We start from the raw sequence: 22404 nt of genomic DNA on the forward strand, positions 1-22404 counted from the left end.
GACAATTAGAGATAAACACGGATTGCTGGCAGTGACCTGAAAAAGGCAAAGTTGTATGTACAACTTCGGAAGTCGACAGACGGGCGGCTCCCGGGTTGGAAGGGTTCGCGGCGGCGACGCCGACGGGACCCGTGCCCAGTTCGCCTAAGACAGGAACGCCATGAAGAAACTCGCGCTCAGTATTGCCCTTGCCTGCCTCGCGGTCGGTGCCCACGCCAAGGATTGGTCGACGATCCGGTTCGGCGTCGACGCCAGCTATCCGCCGTTCGAATCGAAGGACGCAAGCGGCAAGGTCGTCGGCTTCGACGTCGATCTCGGCAACGAGATCTGCGCACGGCTGAAGGCGAAATGCGTGTGGATCGAGAACGACTTCGACGGGATGATCCCGGCGCTGAAGGCGAAGAAGTTCGACGGCGTGCTGTCGTCGATGTCGATGACGCCGGCGCGCGCCGAGCAGATCGCGTTCTCCGACAAGCTGTTCAACACGCCGACGCGCCTGGTCGCGAAGAAAGGCGCGAACCTGCAGCCGACGGCCGAATCGCTGAAGGGCAAGTCGGTCGGCGTCGAGCAGGGCACGATTCAGGAGACCTACGCGAAGGCCTACTGGGCGCCGAAGGGCGTGCAGGTCGTGCCTTACCAGAACCAGGACGGCGTGTACCAGGACCTGATGTCCGGCCGCCTCGACGCCGCGCTGCAGGACGCGGTGCAGGCCGACCTCGGCTTCCTGAAGACGCCGCGCGGCGCGAACTTCGAATTCGCCGGCAAGGACATCGACGATCCGAAGACGCTCGGCAACGGCGCCGGCATCGGGATGCGCAAGGACGACGCCGACCTGAAGGCGAAAATCGACCATGCGATCGCCGACATGATCAAGGACGGCACGTACAAGAAGCTCGAGAAGAAGTACTTCGCATTCGACGTCTACGGCGGCTGATCGTCCATGCGGCGCGCGTCGGCTGTGGCGCGCGCCGCGTCGGTTGGCGCGTGCAACCCGCTTCGCATGATGCGTCCGGCTTGATGAGCAAGTCGCATCAGGTAGTGCGCAGATATCGTTTGATGCGCCGTTAATGGCTATTGACAATCCAGCCACTTCGTTCTGGATCCCTTATATGATCTTCCAAGGATTTGGCCCGCTGTTGTGGGCCGGCACGGTCGAGACCGTGAAGCTCGCGGTGCTGTCGCTCGCCGCGTCGCTCATACTGGGCCTCGCGGGCGCGGGCGCGAAACTGTCGACCAACCGCGCGCTGAAGTCGGTCGGCACGTTCTACACGACGCTGATCCGCGCGGTGCCCGATCTCGTGCTGATGCTGCTGCTGTTCTACGGGATCCAGATCCTGCTGAACGACGCGACCGACCTGCTCGGCTGGGATCAGATCGACATAGACCCGTTCGTGGCCGGCGTCGTGACGCTCGGCTTCATCTACGGCGCGTACTTCACCGAGACGTTCCGCGGCGCGTTTCTCGCGGTGCCGCGCGGCCAGCTCGAAGCGGGCTTCGCATACGGAATGAGCGGCTGGCGCGTGTTCCACCGGATCCTGTTCCCGCAAATGATGCGCTTCGCGCTGCCGGGCATCGGCAACAACTGGCAGGTGCTCGTGAAGGCCACGGCGCTGGTATCGATCATCGGCCTCGCCGATGTCGTGAAGGCGTCGCAGGACGCCGGCAAGAGCACGCTCGATTTCTTCTTCTTCACGCTCGCGGCGGGCGCGATCTACCTCGCGATCACGACGGTGTCGAACGTCGTGCTGCACCACCTCGAGAAGCGTTATTCCGCGGGCGTCCGGAGGCTTGCACTGTGATCGAACTCGTCAGCCAATACTGGCAAAGCTATCTCTACACCGACGGCTACCGCTTCAGCGGCCTCGCGATCACGCTGTGGCTGCTGGTCGTGTCGATCGCGCTCGGCTTCGCGCTGGCCGTGCCGCTCGCGATCGCGCGCGCGTCGTCGAACCGCTGGATCTCCGGCCCCGTGTGGCTCTATACGTACGTGTTCCGCGGCACGCCGCTCTACGTGCAGCTGCTGATGTGCTACACCGGCATCTACAGCCTGCAGGTCGTGCACAACCACGTGCTGCTCGACACGTTCTTCCGCAACGCGATGAACTGCACGCTGCTCGCGTTCGTGCTGAACGAATGCGCGTATGCGACCGAGATCTTCGCGGGCGCGATCAAGGCGACGTCGGCCGGCGAGATCGAGGCCGGGATGGCCTACGGGATGTCGCGCTTCAAGCTCTATACGCGCATCATCCTGCCGTCCGCGCTGCGCCGCTCGCTGCCGAGCTACAGCAACGAAGTGATCCTGATGCTGCACGCGACGACGCTCGCGTTCACCGCGACCGTACCCGACATCCTGAAGGTCACGCGCGACGTCAACTCCGCCACGTACATGTCGTTCCAGGCATACGGCATCGCGGCCGTGCTGTACGCCATCGTCGTGTTCGCGCTCATCTGGGCGTTCCGCAAGCTCGAGACGCGCTGGCTCGCGTACCTGTCGCCGCGCGGCCATTAACGCATTCGCAAGATTCGCAAGGAAGGACCAAGCATGTACAAGCTCACCGTTGACAACCTGCACAAGAAATTCGGCGACAACGAGGTGTTGAAGGGCGTGTCGATGAAGGCGAAGGCCGGCGACGTGATCAGCATCATCGGCTCGAGCGGCTCCGGCAAGAGCACGTTCCTGCGCTGCATCAACTTCCTCGAGCAGCCGTGCTCGGGGCAGATCACGATCGGCAGCGAGCCGATCGAGACCACGCGCGACCGCAACGGGTCGCTGCGCGTGGCCGACCAGAAGCAGTTGCAGCGCATGCGCACGAAGCTGTCGATGGTGTTCCAGCACTTCAACCTGTGGGCGCACATGACGGTGCTCGAGAACGTGATCGAGGCGCCGATGGCCGTGCTCGGGATCGGCAAGGAAGAGGCCGTCGCGCGGGCGCGCAAGTATCTGGAGAAGGTCGGCCTCGCGCCGCGCGTCGAAGGCATGTATCCGTCGCACCTGTCGGGCGGCCAGCAGCAACGCGTCGCGATCGCGCGTGCGCTCGCGATGGAACCGGAGGTGATGCTGTTCGACGAACCGACGTCGGCGCTCGACCCGGAACTCGTCGGCGAAGTGCTGAAGGTGATGCAGAAGCTCGCCGAGGAAGGCCGCACGATGGTCGTCGTCACGCACGAGATGGGCTTCGCGCGCAACGTGTCGAACCACGTGATCTTCCTGCACCAGGGGAAGATCGAGGAAGAGGGCGATCCGCGGGAGATTCTCGTCAATCCGAAGAGCGAGCGGCTCGGGCAGTTCCTGTCGGGGCGGCTCAAGTAAGCGGACGCTGCCGCGGCCTGGAACGCTAAATGCTTGTCCCGGATGACTCTTTCGATCGAGGAGCGCCGCGATGAGCACGCCGACCCCTACCGCGTTTTCCCACGTGAGGCCGCAGGACACCGCGTATCAAGGCGAAGGCCTGCGCGACTTCTTCCTGTATCGCGATCTCGGCATCGCGGCCGCGACGAACGGCAAGGTCGTCGCGCAACTCGTCAGGGCGAATCATGCACCGACGGCGGGCACCGGCTGGCACCGTCACGAGGCCGAGTTCCACATCGTGATCATGCTGAAGGGCTGGGCGCGCTTCATGTACGGCGAGCGCGAGACGCTGGTGAACGCCGGCGACTGCGTGCACCAGGCACCGGGAATCGTGCACTACCTGTTCGACTATTCGCCCGACATGGAGTATCTGGAGATCGTCGGGCCGGCCGATTTCAAGTCGATCGACGTCGACGGGCCGTGCGAAGTGCCTGCGCCGACGCCGTGGGGCGACGCGGGCGCGTAGCCGCCGTCGTTTCGCATGCGAGGCATCCACGTACCTGGGAAAGACCGCCTTCGGGCGGTTTTTTATTGGCCTTCAGTCATTCGACATCCGAAGCGTTCGCCATGTAAGGAATTAGAAATGACGGACAGGCGTTTGTCAGCCTCGCGTGACGTTTCGTTACACGCCGTCAAAGATCGTCAATTCGATGCGGGTGCGGTGCACGGCACATCGGGGGCTGGCGTTAAGGGGATAACAGCCGGATCACCGGCTGGCTTACCCAGGAGAATGTCATGACCCGCATCGCGAAGATCCTGACCGTGACGGCCGTCGCGTGCGCCGCTCTCGTCCCGGCGCTGGCCGAAGCCCATTCGCACCGCGTGTGCCATTTCGATCACCACCATCACCGCGTGTGCCGCTGGGTCCGTTGACCCGTGGCGCGGTATTCCCGGCATCGCGTCGGGACGTTTTTCCCATTCAGGCAAATCAGGAGAGGACTATGAAAAAGACGATGTTGATCGCCGCGCTCGTCGCGGGCATGGGCATGTCGATCGGTGCGTTCGCACAGGTTCCGGCCAGCGCGCCGGCCGGCACGACCGGGCTGTGCAAGGATGGCTCGTTCTACTCGGGCGCGTCGAAGAAGGGCGCATGCGCCGGTCACAAGGGCGTGAAGACGTGGTACGGCGCATCGTCGGCAGCCGCGGCCAGCGCACCGGCCGCAGCTCCCGCGACTGCGGCTTCCGCTTCCGCCGCATCGGCCGCCGCACCGGCGAAGAGCGCGCCCGCGACGACCGCGGCAGCGGCGCCCGGCGGCGGCGCGGGCAAGGTGTGGGCCAACGACAGCACGAAGGTCTACCACTGCTCGACCGACAAGTTCTACGGCAAGACGAAGCACGGCAGCTACATGTCGGAAGCCGATGCGAAGGCGAAGGGCTACCACGCGTCGCACGGCAAGGCCTGTTCGTAATATCGACGACATGCGCGAGCGTTGCCGCTCGCGCACTGACCGGCATCGCGCCCCGCCATCCGTGCGGGGCGCTTCGTTTTCAACGCCGACGTGCCGCAGCCGATCGCTGCCGTACCGCGCGGGTTCAGTGCACGCGATCGGATTGCGGCGAGGTCGCCGCCGCATCGCGATCGGCCGCGCGCGCGTCGAGCAATGACCGCAGCGTCACGTAGTGCGCGCCGCTCGCGCCGCCGTCCGTATCGGCGGTGCGATCGTACGGCTCGTTGTCATGGATCGTCGCCCGCACGATCGGATAGATCTGCGTTTCCCAACGGCTGCCGTTGAACACGCCATAGTGGCCCACGCCCGTCTGCACGTGGTGCGTTTTCAGGTACGGCGGCAATCCCGAACACAGCTCCTGCGCGGCCATCGTCTGGCCCACGGCGCAGATGTCGTCCTTCTCGCCCTCGATCGTCAGCAGCGCGGTGCGGTGGATCGCGGCCGGTTCCACCAACCGGTCGCCGACCAGCAGCTCGCCGCGCGCGAGCGCGTATTGCTGGAATACTTTCTCGACCGTTTCCAGATAGAACTCCGCGGTGAGATCGGCCGTCGCGAAGTATTCGTCGTAGAAGTGGCGCAGCGTGTCGGCTTTCGCGGGGTCGCCTTTCGCACGCTCGTAGTACAGGTCGGCAAACGAAGCGGCATGGCGGTCGGGATTCATCGACATGAACGCGCCCACCTGCACGAAGCCCGGATACACGCAGCGCTGCGCGCCGACGAAGCCGGCCGGCACGACGCTGATCAGGTTGCGCGCGAACCATTCGATCGGCCGGCTCGTGGCGAGCGCGTTGACTTTCGTCGGATTCACGCGGCAGTCGATCGGCCCCGCCATCAGCGTCAGGCTCGCGGGTTGGGTCGGATCGCCGGCGGCGGCCATCAGCGCGACCGCCGACAACGCGGCGACGGTCGGCTGGCAGATCGCGAGCACGTGCGCGTCCGGGCCGATCTGGTGAATGAAATCGATCACGTGCCAGACGTATTCGTCGAAACCGAATCGCCCGGCCGAAAGCGGGATGTCGCGCGGGTTGTGCCAGTCGGTGATGTACACGTCGTGATCGGCCAGCATCGTGGCGACCGTACCACGCAGCAGCGTCGCGAAATGCCCGGACATCGGCGCGACGATCAGCACGCGCGGCTGGCGCGCAATCGGCCGCGCCTTGCGGAAATGCAGCAGCGTGCCGAACGGCGTGGCCGCCGTGGCTTCCTCGACGATCGGCACCGATTCGCCGTCGACGACGACCGACGCGATGCCGAACGGCGGGCGCCGGTGCGAGAACGCGCAGCATTCGAGCAGTTCGCACAGCGCGTCGACCATGCGGCCCGTCGGCGTCGACGTGGCGGCCGGCCACTGCGACATCGTCGCGCGCGTGACGGCCGCCCATGCGCGCGCCGGGCGCAGGCATTCCGCAGACCATTGGTAGTACGGATAGGCAAGCAGGTTCATGTCCGTCGCTCGTTGCGTCACGTTGCATGGAGCGAGGCAAGCCGTGTGCCAGCATGCGGCTGGCACGCGCGTTGCACGCGGTTCTCGAACGCGGCGACGGACACGGCGATACATGCGGTCCCCGTGCAGCCGGGCGCCCGAACGCCGCGCGCTGCCGCTGCGGTTCGGGGTAACGGCCGTGCCTCTGCACCAGGCGGCGATGCGCCACTTCGGCGAACGCGCCGCACTGGCGTGGTGCGGTTCGCGTGGCGCGGCGTGCGCTTTCGGTGCAGGGGCGCGAACGGCAATCAGCGGGAGAGCGACATGGAAGCTACCGGGCGGACGACGTTGACCATCAGCAGCCGCAACTACTCGTCGTGGTCGATGCGCGGCTGGCTGCTCGCGAGACTGAGCGGGCTCGCGTTCGAGACCGTCAGCGTGCCGATCGACGCGGCATCGCGCGCGGAGTTGCTGCTGCTGTCGCCGTCGATCCTCGTGCCGTGCCTGACGCACGATGGCAGCACGGTGTGGGACACGCTCGCGATCGCCGAATACCTGAACGAAATCCGGCCGCAAGCGCGGCTGTTGCCGGACGACCGGCATGCGCGCGCGCATTGCCGGTCGATCTGCGGCGAGATGCATTCCGGTTTCAGCGCACTGCGCTCCGCGCTGCCGATGAACCTGCGCGCGCACTTCCCCGGTTTCCGGACCTGGTCGCGTGCGCAGCACGACATCGAGCGCATCGTGACGATCTGGCGCGATTGCCTGGACGCGTACGGCGGCCCCTGGCTGTTCGGCGAGCGGATCGGCGTCGCCGATGCGATGTACGCGCCGGTCGTCACGCGATTCCTGACCTACGACGTGAAACTCGAACCCGATATCGCCGAGTACTGCATGCGCATCCTCGCGCATCCGTTCGTCGCGGAGTGGATCGATGCCGCGAAAGCGGAGCACGAAGACATCGACGAACTGGACATGGAGTTCTGACGCGCGACGCACCTTCGTGCGTTGAATCGGACGCCGGCACGTCCATCGAAACGAACCGCCGCCGCAACTGCGCAACTCGCAAACGTTTTACGTTGATTTTCGCTGGAAACGAGGACGAATTCCCTAAAGGATGCCGGCGCCGATGACGTTAAACGGGCACGGGGACGACTGTCGATCGCATGCATGCGACATGCGACGCGCAGTCCGCAACAACCAGCGCAGCAGGGGAACCAACTTGAACCGTCAGCAATCTTGGACGCGTACGGCCGCGCCCGGCGAGATCATCTACTCGGAGGGCTTCGCCGGCGAGCCCGTCATCTTTCTGATCGCCGACGGCAAGGTCGAGCTGTCGACGCGCTGCGAAGACAAGCGTGTCGTCGTCGCGACGCTCGGGCGCGGCGAGTTCTTCGGCGAATCCGCGTTGCTCGCTTCCGAGCCGCGCGCGCATACGGCGAAGGCGCTGTCGTTCTGTCAGCTCACGGTCGTGCCGGCCACGCTGCTCGACGAGGAAATCGAGCACGTGTCCGCGCTGCTCCGTCATGTCGTGCGCACGATGATCCGACGCGTGAAGCGCAAGGACGACCAGCTCGCGACCTATACGCACGCGGATTTCATGCCGGGCGTGCTGTCGTATGCGCATGTGCTGTCGCTGATGGCGGGCGCCGACACGCGCGGATCGGACGACGCGTGGTCGCGGCGGCCGATGCAGGCGCAGGCGGCCGAGGCATCGGTGCCGCTCGCCGACGTGATTCGCCGCTGTCGCGCGATCGCCGGCCATTCGCGTCCGCACGTGCTTGCGATGCTGCGCCGCATGGAGAAGCTCAATCTCGTCACGATCGAAGCCGCGCAGGCGGACCACGCCGGGGGCGCGGCCGATTACACGGCGTCATCGGATGCGCGCCAGGTCGTCACGTTCGATGCCGCGCGCGTGGTCGATCGCGCGCAGCAGGTCGCCGATCACGATCTCGACCTGTCGATCAACAGCGAGCTGGAACTGATCGAGCTGGCCGATCTCGAAGCGCTGATCGGCGTCGACCGGAAGCTGCTGCTCAACAAGCTGTCGCACGGCGAGATCGCCGACGAGGTGTTCGCGTTCCGCAAGTCGAAGGTGCTCGGTTACGTCGAGCAGAAGGGCGTCGCGTATTTCTCGCGGCGCAGCCCGCGCGCCGGCGGCGACGTGCGCGCGCTCGAGGATATCGTGTGGGTCGACCAGCGCACGCTGTTCGACGTGATCAGCGCATTCGATACGTACGATCTCGCGAAGCTGATCGCGAGCCTCGACGATCGCGCGGTGGCCGACAAGCTGTTCTCCGTGATGACGGAAGCGCGGCGCAACGAGGTGTCGTGGGTGATGCGCCGCGAGCTGAAGCTCGACCCGATCGAGATCGAGGAGATCGAACGGCGCGTGCTCGATGCCGTGCGCGCGGCCAAGGCGCCTGCGGCAGGAGCGGCACCGATGCCGCTGGCTTCATCCGACGCGTGACGCGCAATCCGACGGAGACATCCATGGACTTGTTGACCCTGGCCGGCGTGCTGCTCGGCGGCGCGGCCATCGTGTTCGGCTTCGCACTGGAAGGCGGACATTTTTCGATGCTGTTCCAGTTCGAGGCGCTCGTGATCGTGCTCGGCGGTACGCTCGGCGCGGTGATGATCCAGAACACGTGGGCGCGGTTCTTCGATGCGGTGAAACAGTTGCGGCTCGCGTTCGTGCGTGCGCAGGAAGTCGACCGCAAGCACCTGACCGACCTGCTGGAGTGGGGCGATCGCGCGAAGCTCGACGGGTTGCTCGCCTTCGAATCGATGGACGTGAGCGGTATCCATCCGTTCGCGCGGCGCGGGCTCGAACTGCTCGCGAACGGCGTGTCGACCGCCGTGCTCGAGGATGCGCTGCACCGCGAGCTCGACGCATACGAGCGCAGCCGGCTCGCGGCCGCGCGCGTGTGGCAGCAGGCCGGCGGCTATGCGCCGACGTTCGGCATTCTCGGCTCGGTGCTCGGGCTGGTCCAGGTGACGAGCCACATTCTCGAACCGGCGCAGCTCGGACCGGGCATCGCGGTCGCGTTCATCGCGACGCTCTACGGCCTCGCGTTCGCGAACCTCGTGTTTCTGCCGCTCTACGGCAAGCTGCGCGCGCAGATCGACAGCGAGTTGCGTTTCCGCAAGCTGTATCTCGACGGCCTGCTCGCGATTTCGCGCAAGGAGTCGCCGCATACGATCGAGACGCGGTTGACCGGCGACGTGCGCGGCCGCGCGGCGGAGTCCCTCGCATGACGCACCGGGAGCTTCGACATGACCGCTCGAACTGACGGCGCGCGGGCGGGCTCGCTCGCCGCCGATCGCGACGACGAAGGCGAAGGCACGCAATCCGGACGCTGGCTGATTTCCTACGCGGATCTCATCACGACGCTGATGGTGCTGTTTCTCGCGCTATACGTGCTGCAGCTCGCGAAATACAACGCGCTCGACGCGCGCTATCAGACGCTCGCGCGGCACGACAGCGGGACCGCCAGCGCGCCCGGCGCGGCGATGCCCGAGCGTGCACCCGCCTGGCTGGCATCGCTCGACGCGCTGAAGTCGAGCGGCCGCATCTCGCTCGTGCGCGCGCGGCATGGCATCGAGATCGGCATCGACGCGAAGGTTCTGTTCAACGTCGGCGATGCACGCTTGCTACCCGATGCGACACCGGTGCTCGGCCAGATCGCGCAGGCGCTGAGCGAACATGCGACCGGCGACATTCTCGTCGAAGGGCATACCGACAGCGTGCCGATCGCGAATGCGAAATACGAATCGAACTGGGAGCTGTCGTCCGCGCGGGCGGGCAGCGTCGTGCGCTATCTGGCCGATCGCGGCGTCGCACCGCACCGGCTCGCCGCGATCGGGCGGGCCGATACGCAGCCGCTCGTCGCGGGCGACGATGCGGCCGCCAGGGCGCGCAACCGACGCGTGACCATCTTCGTCGCGTATTGAGCGTGCGAACCTCGCCAGGCGCGCGACGGTTACCCGCCAACGACATATCCGATCTCGCATGACGAACATGTGAACCCGGCGATGCGATTCCGCGCGCGCCTGCCGATAACCCAAGCTGGCTCAGACCGAGCGGTTATCGAGGGTTCCCCATGCATTTCTGGCGCAAGCTGTCCATTCAGAACAAGCTGATTCTCAGCATGACGAGCTGCCTGCTCGTGTTCGTCGCGATCTCGAGCGGGTTGAGTGTCCGTCTGATCGGCAACGCCGTGCGCGAGCGTGTCGTCCGCGAAGGGCTGCCGACGGCCGTGAGCGGCATCCGCGCCGACGTGCAGCGGCAGCTGGCCGGGCCGATCGCCGCATCGCGCGTCCTTGCGCGCGATGCGTTCCTGCTGCAATGGGAAGCCGACGGCGAGCCCGACGCCGGCACGCGCAACTGGATCCAGCTGGCGAGGAACGTGAAGGACGAGCAGAAGGCGGCGTCCGTGCAGTGGGTGTCGGTGAAGAGCGGCAACTACTACAACGAGGCCGGCCTGCAGCGGAAGGTCACCGAGAACGATCGGTGGCTCGCGACCTTCCTCGCATCGGGCAAGACCTACGACGTGAACATGGATCGCGAGGTCACGGCCGGCGGCTACATGATGTTCATCAACAGCCGCGTGGAACTCGACGGCACGCCGGTCGGCGCGACCGGCATGAGCCTGTCCGTCGACGCACTCGCGAAGGGGATCGCCGCGTACCGGATCGGCGATACCGGGTTCGCATACCTTGTGCGGCCCGACGGCGCGATCATGATGCATCGCGATACGTCGCTGATCGACGGCAAGCACTTCCTGAAGGATGAACCGGGGCTGCCCGGCGATGCATCGTCGACGTTGCTGGCCGGCCAGCCGTATGCGTACCTGAGCTACGACGGCGACGGCGGTGCGCGCTTCATCGCGACGTCGTTCATTCCGGAGCTGAATGCGTACGTGGTCGTCGAAGTGCCGCAGGCCGAACTGCTCGGCCCGGTGACGCGTGCGATTCGCAGCGCGGCGCTGGTCGCCGCGGTCGCGGGCCTCGGCGTCGCGCTGGTCGTGATCTGGCTGGTCGGGCGCGCGATCGCCGCGCCGATCCGCCGCGCGGCGACGCTGCTGTCGGAGATCGCGAGCGGCCAGGGCGACCTGACGCGCCGGATGACGGTCGAGAGCGAGGACGAGATCGGCCAGCTGTCGGACGCGTTCAACCGCTTCGTGTCGTCGTTGTCGACGCTCGTTCACCGGATTCGCGCGGCGTCCGCGTCGATCGCGACCGGGTCCGCGCAGATCGCGTCGGGCAATGCGGACCTCAGCGAGCGGACCGAAGGGCAGTCGAGCAACCTCGAGCGGACGGCTTCGTCGATGGAGGAAATCACGGCGGTCGTGCGCAACAACACCGAAACCGCGACGACGGCCGCGAAGCTGATCACGGGCGCATCCGATACGGCGATGCGTGGCGGACACGTCGTGGGCGAAGTCGTGACGACGATGGAGCAGATCAGCGATGCGTCGCAGCGCATCTCCGAGATCATCGTGATGATCGACAGCATTTCGTTCCAGACGAACATCCTCGCGCTGAACGCGGCGGTCGAGGCCGCACGCGCCGGCGAGCAGGGCCGAGGGTTCGCGGTCGTCGCGTCGGAAGTGCGCAATCTCGCGCAGCGCAGCGCGCAGGCGGCGAAGGAAATCAAGGCATTGATCGAACACAGCGCGGGGACGGTGGACGCCGGGTCGCGGCTCGTCAGCGAGGCCGGGAAGGTGATGAGCGACGTCGTATCGCAGGTGCAGGGCGTGAGCGCGATGATGAGCGAGATCGCCGAAGCGAGCCTGGAACAGAGCGCCGGCATCGACCAGATCGGCGACGCGGTGCAGTCGCTCGATCAGATGACGCAGCAGAATGCGGCGCTGGTGGAGGAAAGCGCGGCGGCGGCGGAAAGCCTGAAGCAGCAGGCGGCGGAACTGACGCAGCTGGTATCGGCATTCAAGGTGGATGAATGAAGCGCGCGCGACGTTAGAATGATGCGCTTCTGAGGGGCGTCGGCCGCGGGATCGCGGCGGACGTTTTCGCGGTCGGCGCGGGATTCGTCAACGTCATAAAAATGAAGCGCATTTCAAGACTGAAGGTCGGGGTAGGGGCGGTGGTGGTCGCGGCGGTGCTCGGCGCGGTTGGGGCGAAGGTGATCGCATCGCCGGCAGATTCGTATCTTGCGTATCGGAAGAAGGCAGCGGCGGCCGTGGCCGCGGCGCGAACGGAAGATCGACCGAGTGTCGACCAGCAGTACACGGCCGACGTGAATGCGCGGCTCGCGAGGCTCATCGGCACGGTCCGGGCGAAAGGGTTTGCCGCGAAGGCGGCGGGAACGGTGCAGAGCGTCGGCCCCGTCGACGGGATGCCGCCGGGGCCGGACGGGCTGGCCTTCAAGTCGGCCGACGGCAAGACGAATCTCGTCGTGACGACGGTCCCGCTGCTGAAGGCGTGGGCGAGCACGGCGGATGCGGGTATCAAGCCGACGGACGACGTGGCCGCGATTCTCGACAATGAAACACTTTACACGGACGTATTCGGCGACGACGCCGCGGCGTTTCGCTTCGCCGAGTTGCCCGTCAAGCGGCAGCCGGCCGACGGCGTGGTGAAGGCGTGGCTGCTGGGCGAAAGCCAGGACGGCGTGCCGGACGGGCCGAACACGCTGGCCGTGTCGGTCCGGCAGGGCGAACGGGTTTATATCCAGTGGAAGAGCGTGACGCTGCGCCCGATCCTGGCGTGCGGCGCGGGGCGCGTGCCCGAGGACGCGCGACAGGCGTGTTTCGCCACGCAGGTGGTGTCGCAGCGGATCTACCCGCGGCTGATCGCGCAGGCGCAATCGATGGCCGATGCCGTGGTCCGGTAGCGGACGGTAGCCGTCGGCCTGTCGCCCGCCGACCGGATTCAAGGCGACCGCAACGCCTGCAGCCCCAGCGTGAGCGCGTTGAACGGCATCTCCGCGGCGCCCAGCGAAAAGCTCGTCGCACTCGCGGTCGCCCCCGGCGAATGCATCAGCGCGTGAACGATCCGCTCGCTCGCATGGCCGTCGCCATACGGATTGCTCGCGCGCGCCATTTCCTCGTACGCGCTCTCGCTGTCGAACAGCCGCGACGCCTCCCAGACGATTCGTTCCCGGTCCGTGCCGACGAGCCGCGCGGTGCCGGCCTGGATCGCCTCGGGCCGCTCGGTCGTCTCGCGCGTGACGAGCACCGGCTTGCCGAGCGCGGGCCCTTCCTCCTGGATGCCGCCCGAATCGGTGATGATGAAATGCGAGCGCGACATCAGGAATACGAACGAAAGATATTCCTGGGGATCGATCAGGTAAATGTTCGGCACGCTGCCGAGCAGCGCGCGCGCCGGCTCGCGCACGTTCGGATTCAGGTGCAGCGGATAGACGAACTGCGCATCGCGATAGCGGTTCGCGAGCGTGCAGAGCGCCTCGCAGAAATGCCGGAACGGCTCGCCGAAGCTTTCGCGGCGATGGCCGGTGATCAGCACGACGCGGCGGGACGGATCGAGAAAAGGAAAGTGCGCGGCGATCTTGTCGTTGAGCACGGTATCGTGGTCGAGCATGCGTTTGACGTCGTGCAGCGCATCGATCACGGTGTTGCCCGTCATCACGACCGCGCCAACCGGCACGCCTTCGCTGAACAGGTTGTCGCGCGCCTGGCCCGTCGGCGCGAAATGCCATGACGACACCGCATCGGTCACGCGGCGATTCAGCTCCTCCGGCCACGGCGACCAGATATCGCCGCTGCGCAGGCCCGCCTCCACATGCCCGACCGGCAGATAACGGTAGAACGCGGCGAGACTGACGGCCAGCGTCGTCGTCGTGTCGCCGTGCACCAGGACGACGTCGGGGCGGAAGTCGTCGAAGACGATCCCGATCGCCTGAAGAATGCCGGTCGTCACGTCGGTCAGCGTCTGGCTCTGGCGCATCAGATTGAGATCGTAGTCTGGCTTGATGTCGAACAACGTGAGGACCTGATCCAGCATCTCCCGATGCTGGGCGGTCACGCATACGCGGGCGTCGATATCCTTGCGCGACTTCAGTGCGCGGACGAGCGGCGCCATCTTGATGGCTTCCGGCCGAGTCCCGAATACAAGCAAGATCTTCTTCATCGTTATCCTCGTTGAGCATCTTCGCGCCGGAAGACCCGGCACCTGGCGCCAAACCTGGTTGCAGGCGACTCGTCCCGTTCCGCATGCGGCCGACGCCGGCCGGCGTCGGCCGCACGACATTCAGCGGCGCGGCGGGGCGAGCGCACCGTTCTTGTCCGCGCGGTCTCCGCCGCGCAATCGTCGGACTACGGACGTCCCCTTGCATCTCGTCAATCACGTCATTAGCGTTCCTCATTGTGTCGATCGAAACGTCCTTCCGTCACACGATTCGTGTCGCTGCGCGCCGGCGCACCGGGAAGGCGATCCCGCTTTCCATACAGCAATATTCAAACCAGCGGCCCCTGCGTCCGGGTCCGATTCGCGCGGCACGCGCGCTTCGTTACGGAACGTTTCACAACTGCTACGGACGCCGGATCGGCGCAAGGGTGCGATGCAGATAAACGGGCGCCCATTCGTACGAGCGGCGTGGTCGCGTCATGCGAAGCTCGGCGGCGCGGATCGAGCGTCGACTACCGCTCGAACGGCATCCATCGTTCGAAGCGCATTGAATCGCTTCGACATGCGAATTTTGTCTGGGCAATGAAAGGCGTGTCGCCGATTGTCCGGATCGGGTCACGGAGAAATGATTTGCCCGTCGTGCCGCATCGCGCGCGCTGCCCGAGCCGACAGGCGCGAAATGTTGCGTATCTGTAACGCGCGGCCGGAATGCGGCGGGTATGCACGCATGACGGCCTTCCGGCGCGCGCGGCAGCGTCGGCGCGGACGTTTTCCGGTCATGGCCCGTGCGATGGCGATTCGCGACGGATCGCGTCTCGAAGCCGAAGCGCGCGAGGCGACATACGTGCGATGAACAGACGATTCGCCGCGCAACGCGAACGGATCGGGCTGCCGACCGCACATGCCGTGCCAAAAGCTGATTCGCCGGTGAATCAAAAACACTCGGCCGCGGCTCCGGCCGCGCCCGCCGCCTGATCGTGGGTCCTTGCCGCACGGGGCGCGGCGGTCGATGGCTCGCCGCTTGCTTGTTCTGGGCGGACAGGTGCGTTCCGACGTGTTCCAACGACAGCAGACGGGCAGGGACGCCAAAGCAACGAATCCGGAAAGCGGCAGGACACGTTCGTCCGGCGCGGAAGACGCCCGCGCTTGCGCGACGAACGTGCGGCCGCTTCCCATTGACATCCGCGCGATGCACGGCCCGGGCGCAAGCGCTCGGCTGCCGCCGTCGCCGGCACGGGGGCAGGACATGAAGAACCGTCGGACGGTGTCGCTCTGCGTCGAGGGCATCCTGCTGTTGATCGTGCTGGCCTGCTCGCAGATCGTGCACGACACCGCGTTGCGGCCGTTCGCCGACGCTGTGCGCATCGGCATGCCCGCAGCCGGCGCGGCGGAGCGCAGCGCCGCCTATGCCGGTGCCGCGCCGCTCGCGGTGCGCGCGTCGACCGACGCGGACGCGTTGCTCGGACCGGCGTCGGCCCGTACCGCGCAGGTCACGTTCGATCCCGACGTGCTGTTGATTCCCTGTGTCGCCTACCTGTGGCTGTTCACGCTACTGACCTGCGTCTATGCGGCGCGGCATTACGTGTTCAGTCTCGACCGTCTGTTCAAGCCGCAGCACGCGCCTTATCGGGCGGTGACCCACGGCGAATGGCCGCGGCTCACGGTGTTCGTCGCCGCGCACAACGAAGAAGCCGTCGTCGTCGATTGCCTGATGGCGCTGCTCGCGACGACCTATCCGCACGACCGGCTGACGATCATTCCGGTCAACGACCGTTCGACCGACAACACGCGCGCGCTGATCGACGAGGTGCGCGCGCTGGCGCCCGAGCTCATCAAGCCGTTTCATCGCGAGAGCGGCAAGCCGGGCAAGGCGGCCGCGCTGAAGGACGCGCTGCGCTTCATCCGCGGCGACATCATGGTGGTGTTCGATGCCGACTATCTGCCGCGTCCCGGGCTGTTGAAGGAACTCGTCGCGCCGTTCTTCGATCCGGAAGTCGGCGCGGTGATGGGCCGCGTCGTGCCGCAGAACGCCGACAGCAATCTGCTCGCGCGGCTCCTCGATCTCGAGCGCGCGGGCGGTTATCAGGTCAACCAGCAGGCGCGCAACAACCTGAACCTGGTGCCGCAATACGGCGGCACGGTCGGCGGTATCCGAAAGGGCGCGCTCGATGCGGTCGGCGGATGGTGCGACGACATGCTCGCCGAGGATACCGACATGACCTATCGCCTGCTGCTGAGCGACTGGCGCACGGTCTACCTGAATCACGCCGAATGCTACGAGGAAGTGCCCGAGCGCTGGGCCGTGCGCGCGCGGCAGCTGACGCGCTGGGCGAAGGGGCACAACCAGACGCTGCTGCGCTATCTCGGTCCGGTGTTGCGCAATCCGCTGATCTCGCGGCGCTGCCGGCTGGACGGCGCGCTGCTGCTCGGCGTGTTCCTGATGCCCGCGCTGCTCGCGATCGCGTGGGGCACCGCGATCACGCTTTATCTGCTCAATGGCGTCAACTCGACGGCGCTCGGCCTGCTCGTGTCGCTGTTCGCGCTGTTCGCGTTCAGCACCTTCGGCAACTTCGGCGTGTTCTTCGAGATCGTCGTCGCCGCGCGGCTCGACGGTCGCGCGACGCGCCTGCGGCTCGTGCCGGTCAACGTGGTCGGTTTTTGCGTGACGATCGCGGCCGTGGTGTCCGCGCTCTGGGGGCTCGTGCTCGACGCCGCGTTGCGCCGCGAACTGAAATGGGACAAGACCGAGCGTTTTCGCCGGCAACTGAAACCGGGGCGGTGAACGATGACGACCTTCAACGTGATGGTGCCGGTGGCGGGCGTGCTGAGCCTGCCGTTCCTGCCGCTGCTGCACGAGCTGATCCGGCGCAGCGACGTGGCGGCACTGCCGATCGGCGACGGGCCGTTCGTCGACCAGGCGCTGCTCGCCGCGCGCTGGCGCGATGCGCTGCGCGCGCATGCGGGCGGTGCGCGGCCGGCCGATGCGTCCGCGATGCCGCCGTGGCACGCGCTCGGGCTCCTGGTGCGGCATGACGACGAGATCCGCGTCGTGCACGACGAGCATTGCGAGGACGTGCTGTACGCCGATCGTGCGATCACGCTCGACGGCGGCGCGCGGGCCACGTATGCGTTCGCCGAGCAGCGCATCGACGTTCGTGCCGGCGCGACGATCGGCATGCTCGCGCACGCGCCGCAGATCGATGTCGACAGCGCGGTGCTGCGCGGCGTCGTGGTGGGCGGGACGGTATACCTGCATGGCGCCGGCGGCTTCGCGTGCCTGTACGGCGAGCCGATCGTGTTCGGCAAGGCACCGACGGTGCCGACCGACGATACGGCCGTCGCGCCGCGCCGTGCGATCTCGCTGACCCGCCACTTCTCGACGCTGCCGCATCGCTACGTGCACGGCCGCTACCTGCTGCCCTGCGACGTGCGTCTGCCCGCGCATACGGTCGTGCAGGGGAACCTCGTCGTGGACGGCACGCTGGTGCTCGGCGACGGTTGCGTGCTGCGCGGCGGCGTCAAGGCGCATCGCGTCGAGCTCGAGCGCCACGCGTTGCTGCACGGCTCGGTGTTCGCGCGGGACGACGTGCTGCTCGCCAGCGGCAGCTGCATCGACGGCGTCGTGTCGGCCGGCGGCCTGCTGCGCCTGACCGGCGCGCGCATCGGCGTGGCCGGTCATCCTGTCAGCGCCTGTGCGCGCGACGTTTCGGTCGTCGGCCATGCATGCGTGCACGGCGACCTCGTCGCATGCCGCAGCGGCTGGTTCCACGCATCCCGTTAAGGAGCGCCTCCATGTCCGATCGTTCCCGCCGTCGCGGCTCGCGCGCGCCGGTCGCCGCTCTGGCGGTGCTGTGCGGCGTTGCCGTCGGCCCGCTCCCGGTGCTCGCGGCGCAGCCGGATGACGCCGGTGCGCCGGCACCCGCGCAGTCGCCCGCCGCCGCCGCGCCCGTCATCGTGCCGCGCACGCTCGACGCGCCCACGTTCGTGCGCGTGTCCGCCGACGGCCTGCCGGACGGCACGCCGCTCGCCGAATTCTCGCCTGACGATACGAACCGGCCGCCGTTGCCCGACGCCGTGATCGCGCACGTGCAGGCGCCGAGCGAGCGGCATGCCGAGATGTCGCTCGGCGTGTCCAGCGCACACCTGACGCACGGGTATGGCGACTGGTACGGCGTGCACGTGCGCGGCGTCTATCAGGACGGCGGCCGCACGATACTCGGCGAGCTGGCGCAGCTGCATCGCTTCGGCGAGAGCACGCAGCTCGGCGCACTGACGTACGTGCAGGACATGGGACCGGACTGGTTCGGTGGCATCGGTTTTTCCGGCACGACGTCCGGGACGATCCTGCCGAGCGCGCGCGTCGACCTCTCGATCAACCGCAAGCTGTTGTCCAACCGGTCGCTGATCGTGTCGCTGGGCGCCGGCTATGCATGGAATCGCAGCGGCCACCGGGATCAGCTGTATCACGCGGGCGTGATCTGGTATGCGCTGCCGAAGTGGATCTTCGAGGCGGGGACGAACTACACGGTCGATTCGCCGGGGTCGGTGAAGGCGCCGCAATACTACGGCGCCGTCACCTACGGCGAGGTCGGGAAAAGCGTGATCGTGCTGCGTGGCGGGTTCGGCCGCGAGGCGTATCAGGTCACCGGATCCGGTTCGCAGATCGCCGATTTCCGCAGTCACGAAGTGATCGCGAAATGGCGCTACTGGTTCACGCGCAAGTGGGGTACGCAACTCGAATTCGACTACTACCATAACCCTTACTATTCACGGATCGGCGGCGAGCTGAGCGTGTTCTATCGCTGGTAACGGGAACGGGCGCCATGCAGACGCATCCCGTCCGTCCTCCCGTCGACCGTTCGCTGCGGATCCACCCGCATCCACAGCGCTGGCTGATGTCGATCGTGCTGCTGACCCCGACGCTATATGCGTTGCTGTGGCTCGGCCTGCCGCTCGCGTGGCGCTACTGGCGCGCGGTCATGGCGTGGGGGGCGCACGAGATCGATCCGGCACTGCACGTGATCGTGATCGGCTACCCGCCCGATGCGCCGCGCGTCCCGCTGCTGTCGATCGATCTCGCCGCGCGAATGCCGAGCGGGACGCAGCTTGCCGTGACCGCGGTGCTATGCGCGATCGGCTTCGGCGCGTCGTTCTTCCGGCGTGCAAACTGGTTGCCCGTTGCATATCTGTTACGTATCGCGAGCTTCACGCAGCTGCTGATCTGCGCGTATTTCTGGCTCGCACCGGGCGCGTTCCCATATGTGCCGATGCTGCATCTGCGTGACATGTTCGTACTGCACGGCGCGGCGATCGCGCTGATTCCGCTGGTGATGGCGGCGCTTTACTACCCGCTCGATTTCACGCCGCTGCAGAAGATCGCCGCATCGCTTCTCGTGGTCGGCTACTTCGTGTTCGCGCTGCCGTTCGTGATGCTGCTGCACGCGGTCGTCATCCATCATGGCTCGCTGCTGTTCCTGCCGTTCTGCTATTTCCTGCTCGGCGGCCCGCTCCTGATCGGCCTGCTCGTCACGCTCTATACCTACTGCGCGAGCTGGCCCGGCTCGCTGACGAATCCGTCCGACGATTCGTGCTAAACGCCGCCGTATCAGTGATGAAACGATTCGGCCGCGTTTTTCGCCGCACCGCACGGCACGCGACGCACCGAGCGAGCACGACAGGGCTTCCGGAGCCAATGGCACGTTGTTCGCTTCTCTCCCTGCGTCGCATCGATTCTTTTCCAACGGAGAAGACGGGCCGGCCGCCGATGGCCGACGTCGTTCGATGCTCGACGAACTGGGCAGCCGCACACATCTACCGGGCAAGGTGGGCCGAGCTGGCGGCACGCTCATCGCTGCTGTGGCGCCACCCATTCCTTAAGCGAGGAGCACACCATGTTGGCAAAGTCAGGCAAGTTCTTGCGGATACTGTTCGCGCTATTCGCGCTGGCGTTCGCATTCAGTCCGGGCGGCGTTCGGGCGGCCACCAACCAGCTTCTCCTGTTGGTGCCCGACACGCTGACGCTGCCTGATTCTCGCGTGTCCGCGTGGCTCGATACCGCGCAGGAAGAAGGGTTGCAGATCACCGTCATGACCGACAGCCAGTTCATGGCCGCCGGCTCGTCGCTGTCGCAGTATCCGGGCCTGATCCTGCCGGACCAGGTGCATACGACGGCCGCCGACGCGCTCGTGACGGCGATCCAGAACTACGCGCTGAACGGCGGCAAGGTGATGCTCGTCTATGATTTCGGCGTACTGAATTCGGCAGGCTTCTATGTGAGCCCGAAGTCTCGTTTCAGCAACATGGCCGGCGTCGACTACGTGTTGTATGACCAATACGGCGGCAACATGATCGGCCTCGGCAACGTGACCGGCATGAGCAGCTGGCTGCGCACGCTGCAAGTGCCCCCCGGCAAGTCGATGGCATGGACGACGACGACTTCGGCGACCACGGCCGCCAGCCCCACGACTTCGTTCGCGTCGACGAGCAGCTCCGGCTCGTCGAAGACGTCGGCATCGACGTCCGGCAGCGCGCTGTTCCTGGCCGCCAGCCCGTCGAACCCGGGCGGCCTCGCGAACTACAACCACAATGCGTGGTTCCAGTACACGACGCCCCCCACGGGCAGCGGCGTGCTGAGCCAGACGCTCCCGAAGCTGACCGGCACCGTGACCGGCAAACTGAAGAAGACCACGACGTATAGTGCCGGTTCGCTGCTGAGCACCTCGACCGGCAAGACGGCAAACACGCTTGCGTCCACGCTGACCACCACCACCGACACGCTCGAAGGCATCTCCGGCTACGTATACGGCTTCCTGACCTATCCGAGCTTCGTCACGCAGGGCACGTATTCCGGCACGACGATCCTGACCTCGCCGACGTTCGGGCTGGTGTCGGGCTACAACCCGTACGGCAACGGCGGCGTGCTGTTCGTCAACCTGCCGCTGGCCTACCTCGACGGCCAGACCGACGGCATGCTGATTCACGGCTACCTGCATTATTTCGGCACGCAGATGCTGAACCTGCCGTCGCTGTCGCCGCTGCCGAAAGCGCAGGCCGGGCTCGTGTTCAACTGGCACTTCTGCGCGGGCGACCAGATCCAGCCGGCGCTTTATCTGAAGAGCCTCGGCGTGTGGAACAACGGACCGTTCTCCGTCGTGGTCACTGCCGGTCCCGACGAAGCGACCTTCGGTGACGGCGGCGGCATCAATCTCGCCAATAACCCGACGGCGCAGAATCTCCTCAAATACTTCATCGGCAGGGGGCATCGCGTCGGCAGTCACGGCGGCTGGATCCATGATTACTGGGGGGCGAATGCGAGCGAGACGAACGCGAGCACGTTCACGCAGTACCTCGTGATGAACCACCAGGCCGTGCAGGCCGCGACGGGCCTGCCCGACATCGAGTATGCGGCGCCGGAAGGCAACACGCCGACCTGGTCGGTGAACTGGCTCGAAAGCAATGGCTTCAACGGGTACTACTTCACCGGCCACACCGGCTCGGCGCCGACCCGCGCATACCGCAACGGTGCGCTGCTGAACCCGGGCCTGTGGGCTTACCCCGTGATGCCGTTCGGCAAGTACGCGACGTTCGAGGAGTTCCAGCAATACGCGGTGCCGACGACCGACGTGAACAACTGGTACGCCGCGCTGATGAACTTCGTCGTCGCGAACCACACGAGCCGCCTGATCTACGCGCACCCGCTCGGCGCGTCGTCCTATACGTCGACGCTGTCCTCGATCTTCACTCAAGCCAATTTGCTGAAGCTGACCGGGCAGTTCCGGTGGTACACGATGACCGATATCACGGTCTTCGACCGGGCGCGCCTGAACGTCACGTGGTCGGCCACCGACACGGGTAGCGGCTGGACATTCTCCGCCAGCCACCCGACCAGCCTGACGAACATGACGTGGCTGTTGCCGAAGGCTGCGTATGCGTTGCCGATCATCACGCAAGGCAGCGGCAGCGTGGGCATCACCGACTCGACGTACTGGCTCGTGACCGCGAATAGCGGCACCAGTCTCCAGTTCACCAGCGCCAAGGTGCACTGAGCCGCAACGTCGATATACCCGCCGGCGCGC

20 protein-coding genes are annotated in these 22404 nt (G+C 66.3%); 18 read left to right on the forward strand and 2 right to left on the reverse strand.

Annotated elements, in window-relative coordinates; translation table 11 throughout:
• Nucleotides 1–160 precede the first annotated feature (160 nt).
• The 7 genes from ACV22V_RS02265 (at nt 161) to ACV22V_RS02295 (ending at nt 4758) form a co-directional block, all read left to right on the forward strand.
• On the forward strand, nt 161–934 hold the full coding sequence (locus ACV22V_RS02265; RefSeq protein ID WP_059531821.1) for an ABC transporter substrate-binding protein: 774 nt from the start codon (nt 161–163) through the stop codon (nt 932–934).
• 175 nt (nt 935–1109) lie between these two features.
• Complete coding sequence (locus ACV22V_RS02270) at nt 1110–1799, forward strand: ABC transporter permease (protein WP_059531818.1); 690 nt, start codon at nt 1110–1112, stop codon at nt 1797–1799.
• Nucleotides 1796–2509 (forward strand): ABC transporter permease, encoded by a 714-nt coding sequence (locus ACV22V_RS02275; protein ID WP_059466623.1) that lies wholly within the window; start codon nt 1796–1798, stop codon nt 2507–2509. The genes ACV22V_RS02270 and ACV22V_RS02275 overlap by 4 nt, the downstream gene beginning before the upstream one ends.
• 33 nt (nt 2510–2542) lie before the next feature.
• Complete coding sequence (locus ACV22V_RS02280; RefSeq protein ID WP_059511632.1) at nt 2543–3310, forward strand: ABC transporter ATP-binding protein; 768 nt, start codon at nt 2543–2545, stop codon at nt 3308–3310.
• 70 nt (nt 3311–3380) lie between these two features.
• On the forward strand, nt 3381–3815 hold the full coding sequence (locus ACV22V_RS02285) for a cupin domain-containing protein (RefSeq protein WP_448012880.1): 435 nt from the start codon (nt 3381–3383) through the stop codon (nt 3813–3815).
• Nucleotides 3816–4084: 269 nt separating this feature from the next.
• Nucleotides 4085–4222: an HHHH-motif protein gene (locus ACV22V_RS02290; protein ID WP_167359252.1), complete on the forward strand. Its 138-nt coding sequence runs from the start codon at nt 4085–4087 to the stop codon at nt 4220–4222.
• Between the two features lie 68 nt (nt 4223–4290).
• Nucleotides 4291–4758: a hypothetical protein gene (locus ACV22V_RS02295; protein ID WP_321848005.1), complete on the forward strand. Its 468-nt coding sequence runs from the start codon at nt 4291–4293 to the stop codon at nt 4756–4758.
• A 124-nt stretch (nt 4759–4882) separates the two neighbouring features.
• Here the strand turns inward: ACV22V_RS02295 and ACV22V_RS02300 are convergent, their stop codons facing one another.
• Nucleotides 4883–6241, reverse strand: a complete 1359-nt coding sequence (locus ACV22V_RS02300) for a polyhydroxyalkanoate depolymerase (protein WP_448012881.1) — start codon at nt 6239–6241, stop codon at nt 4883–4885.
• Nucleotides 6242–6544: 303 nt separating this feature from the next.
• Here ACV22V_RS02300 and ACV22V_RS02305 point away from each other — a divergent pair, with 303 nt between their 5' ends.
• The 6 genes from ACV22V_RS02305 (at nt 6545) to ACV22V_RS02330 (ending at nt 13076) form a co-directional block, all read left to right on the forward strand.
• The gene (locus ACV22V_RS02305; protein WP_448012882.1) at nt 6545–7207 is read left to right on the forward strand and encodes a glutathione S-transferase family protein; all 663 of its coding nucleotides are present in this window, start codon (nt 6545–6547) and stop codon (nt 7205–7207) included.
• Nucleotides 7208–7442: 235 nt separating this feature from the next.
• The gene (locus ACV22V_RS02310; protein ID WP_223959503.1) at nt 7443–8690 is read left to right on the forward strand and encodes a Crp/Fnr family transcriptional regulator; all 1248 of its coding nucleotides are present in this window, start codon (nt 7443–7445) and stop codon (nt 8688–8690) included.
• A 23-nt stretch (nt 8691–8713) separates the two neighbouring features.
• Nucleotides 8714–9478, forward strand: a complete 765-nt coding sequence (locus ACV22V_RS02315) for a flagellar motor protein (RefSeq protein ID WP_059448808.1) — start codon at nt 8714–8716, stop codon at nt 9476–9478.
• An 18-nt stretch (nt 9479–9496) separates the two neighbouring features.
• Nucleotides 9497–10174 carry an OmpA/MotB family protein gene (locus ACV22V_RS02320; protein WP_059689476.1) on the forward strand — a complete coding sequence of 226 codons (678 nt, stop codon included), beginning with the start codon at nt 9497–9499 and terminating at the stop codon, nt 10172–10174.
• 149 nt (nt 10175–10323) lie between these two features.
• Nucleotides 10324–12186: a methyl-accepting chemotaxis protein gene (locus tag ACV22V_RS02325; protein ID WP_223959507.1), complete on the forward strand. Its 1863-nt coding sequence runs from the start codon at nt 10324–10326 to the stop codon at nt 12184–12186.
• Between the two features lie 101 nt (nt 12187–12287).
• Nucleotides 12288–13076: a hypothetical protein gene (locus ACV22V_RS02330; RefSeq protein WP_322039014.1), complete on the forward strand. Its 789-nt coding sequence runs from the start codon at nt 12288–12290 to the stop codon at nt 13074–13076.
• 38 nt (nt 13077–13114) lie between these two features.
• On the opposite strand, the gene wecB is transcribed toward ACV22V_RS02330, so the two are convergent.
• Nucleotides 13115–14332 carry a non-hydrolyzing UDP-N-acetylglucosamine 2-epimerase gene (gene wecB / locus ACV22V_RS02335; protein WP_059531786.1) on the reverse strand — a complete coding sequence of 406 codons (1218 nt, stop codon included), beginning with the start codon at nt 14330–14332 and terminating at the stop codon, nt 13115–13117.
• 1243 nt (nt 14333–15575) lie between these two features.
• On the opposite strand from wecB, the gene ACV22V_RS02340 reads away from it, so the two are divergent.
• The 5 genes from ACV22V_RS02340 to ACV22V_RS02360 all read left to right on the forward strand — a co-directional run bounded on the left by ACV22V_RS02340 (nt 15576) and on the right by ACV22V_RS02360 (nt 22374).
• The gene (locus ACV22V_RS02340; RefSeq protein WP_448012883.1) at nt 15576–17111 is read left to right on the forward strand and encodes a glycosyltransferase family 2 protein; all 1536 of its coding nucleotides are present in this window, start codon (nt 15576–15578) and stop codon (nt 17109–17111) included.
• A gap of 3 nt (nt 17112–17114) precedes the next feature.
• On the forward strand, nt 17115–18110 hold the full coding sequence (locus ACV22V_RS02345; RefSeq protein ID WP_448012884.1) for a polymer-forming cytoskeletal protein: 996 nt from the start codon (nt 17115–17117) through the stop codon (nt 18108–18110).
• Nucleotides 18111–18121: 11 nt separating this feature from the next.
• Nucleotides 18122–19138: a YaiO family outer membrane beta-barrel protein gene (locus ACV22V_RS02350; protein WP_448012885.1), complete on the forward strand. Its 1017-nt coding sequence runs from the start codon at nt 18122–18124 to the stop codon at nt 19136–19138.
• A 14-nt stretch (nt 19139–19152) separates the two neighbouring features.
• Entirely contained in the window at nt 19153–19923 is a 771-nt protein-coding gene (locus ACV22V_RS02355; protein WP_059689481.1) for a hypothetical protein, read from the forward strand.
• Nucleotides 19924–20220: 297 nt separating this feature from the next.
• Entirely contained in the window at nt 20221–22374 is a 2154-nt protein-coding gene (locus ACV22V_RS02360) for a polysaccharide deacetylase family protein (protein WP_448012886.1), read from the forward strand.
• The last annotated feature ends 30 nt before the right edge of the window (nt 22375–22404 follow it).

The organism is Burkholderia sp. AW33-5, assembly GCF_053427615.1.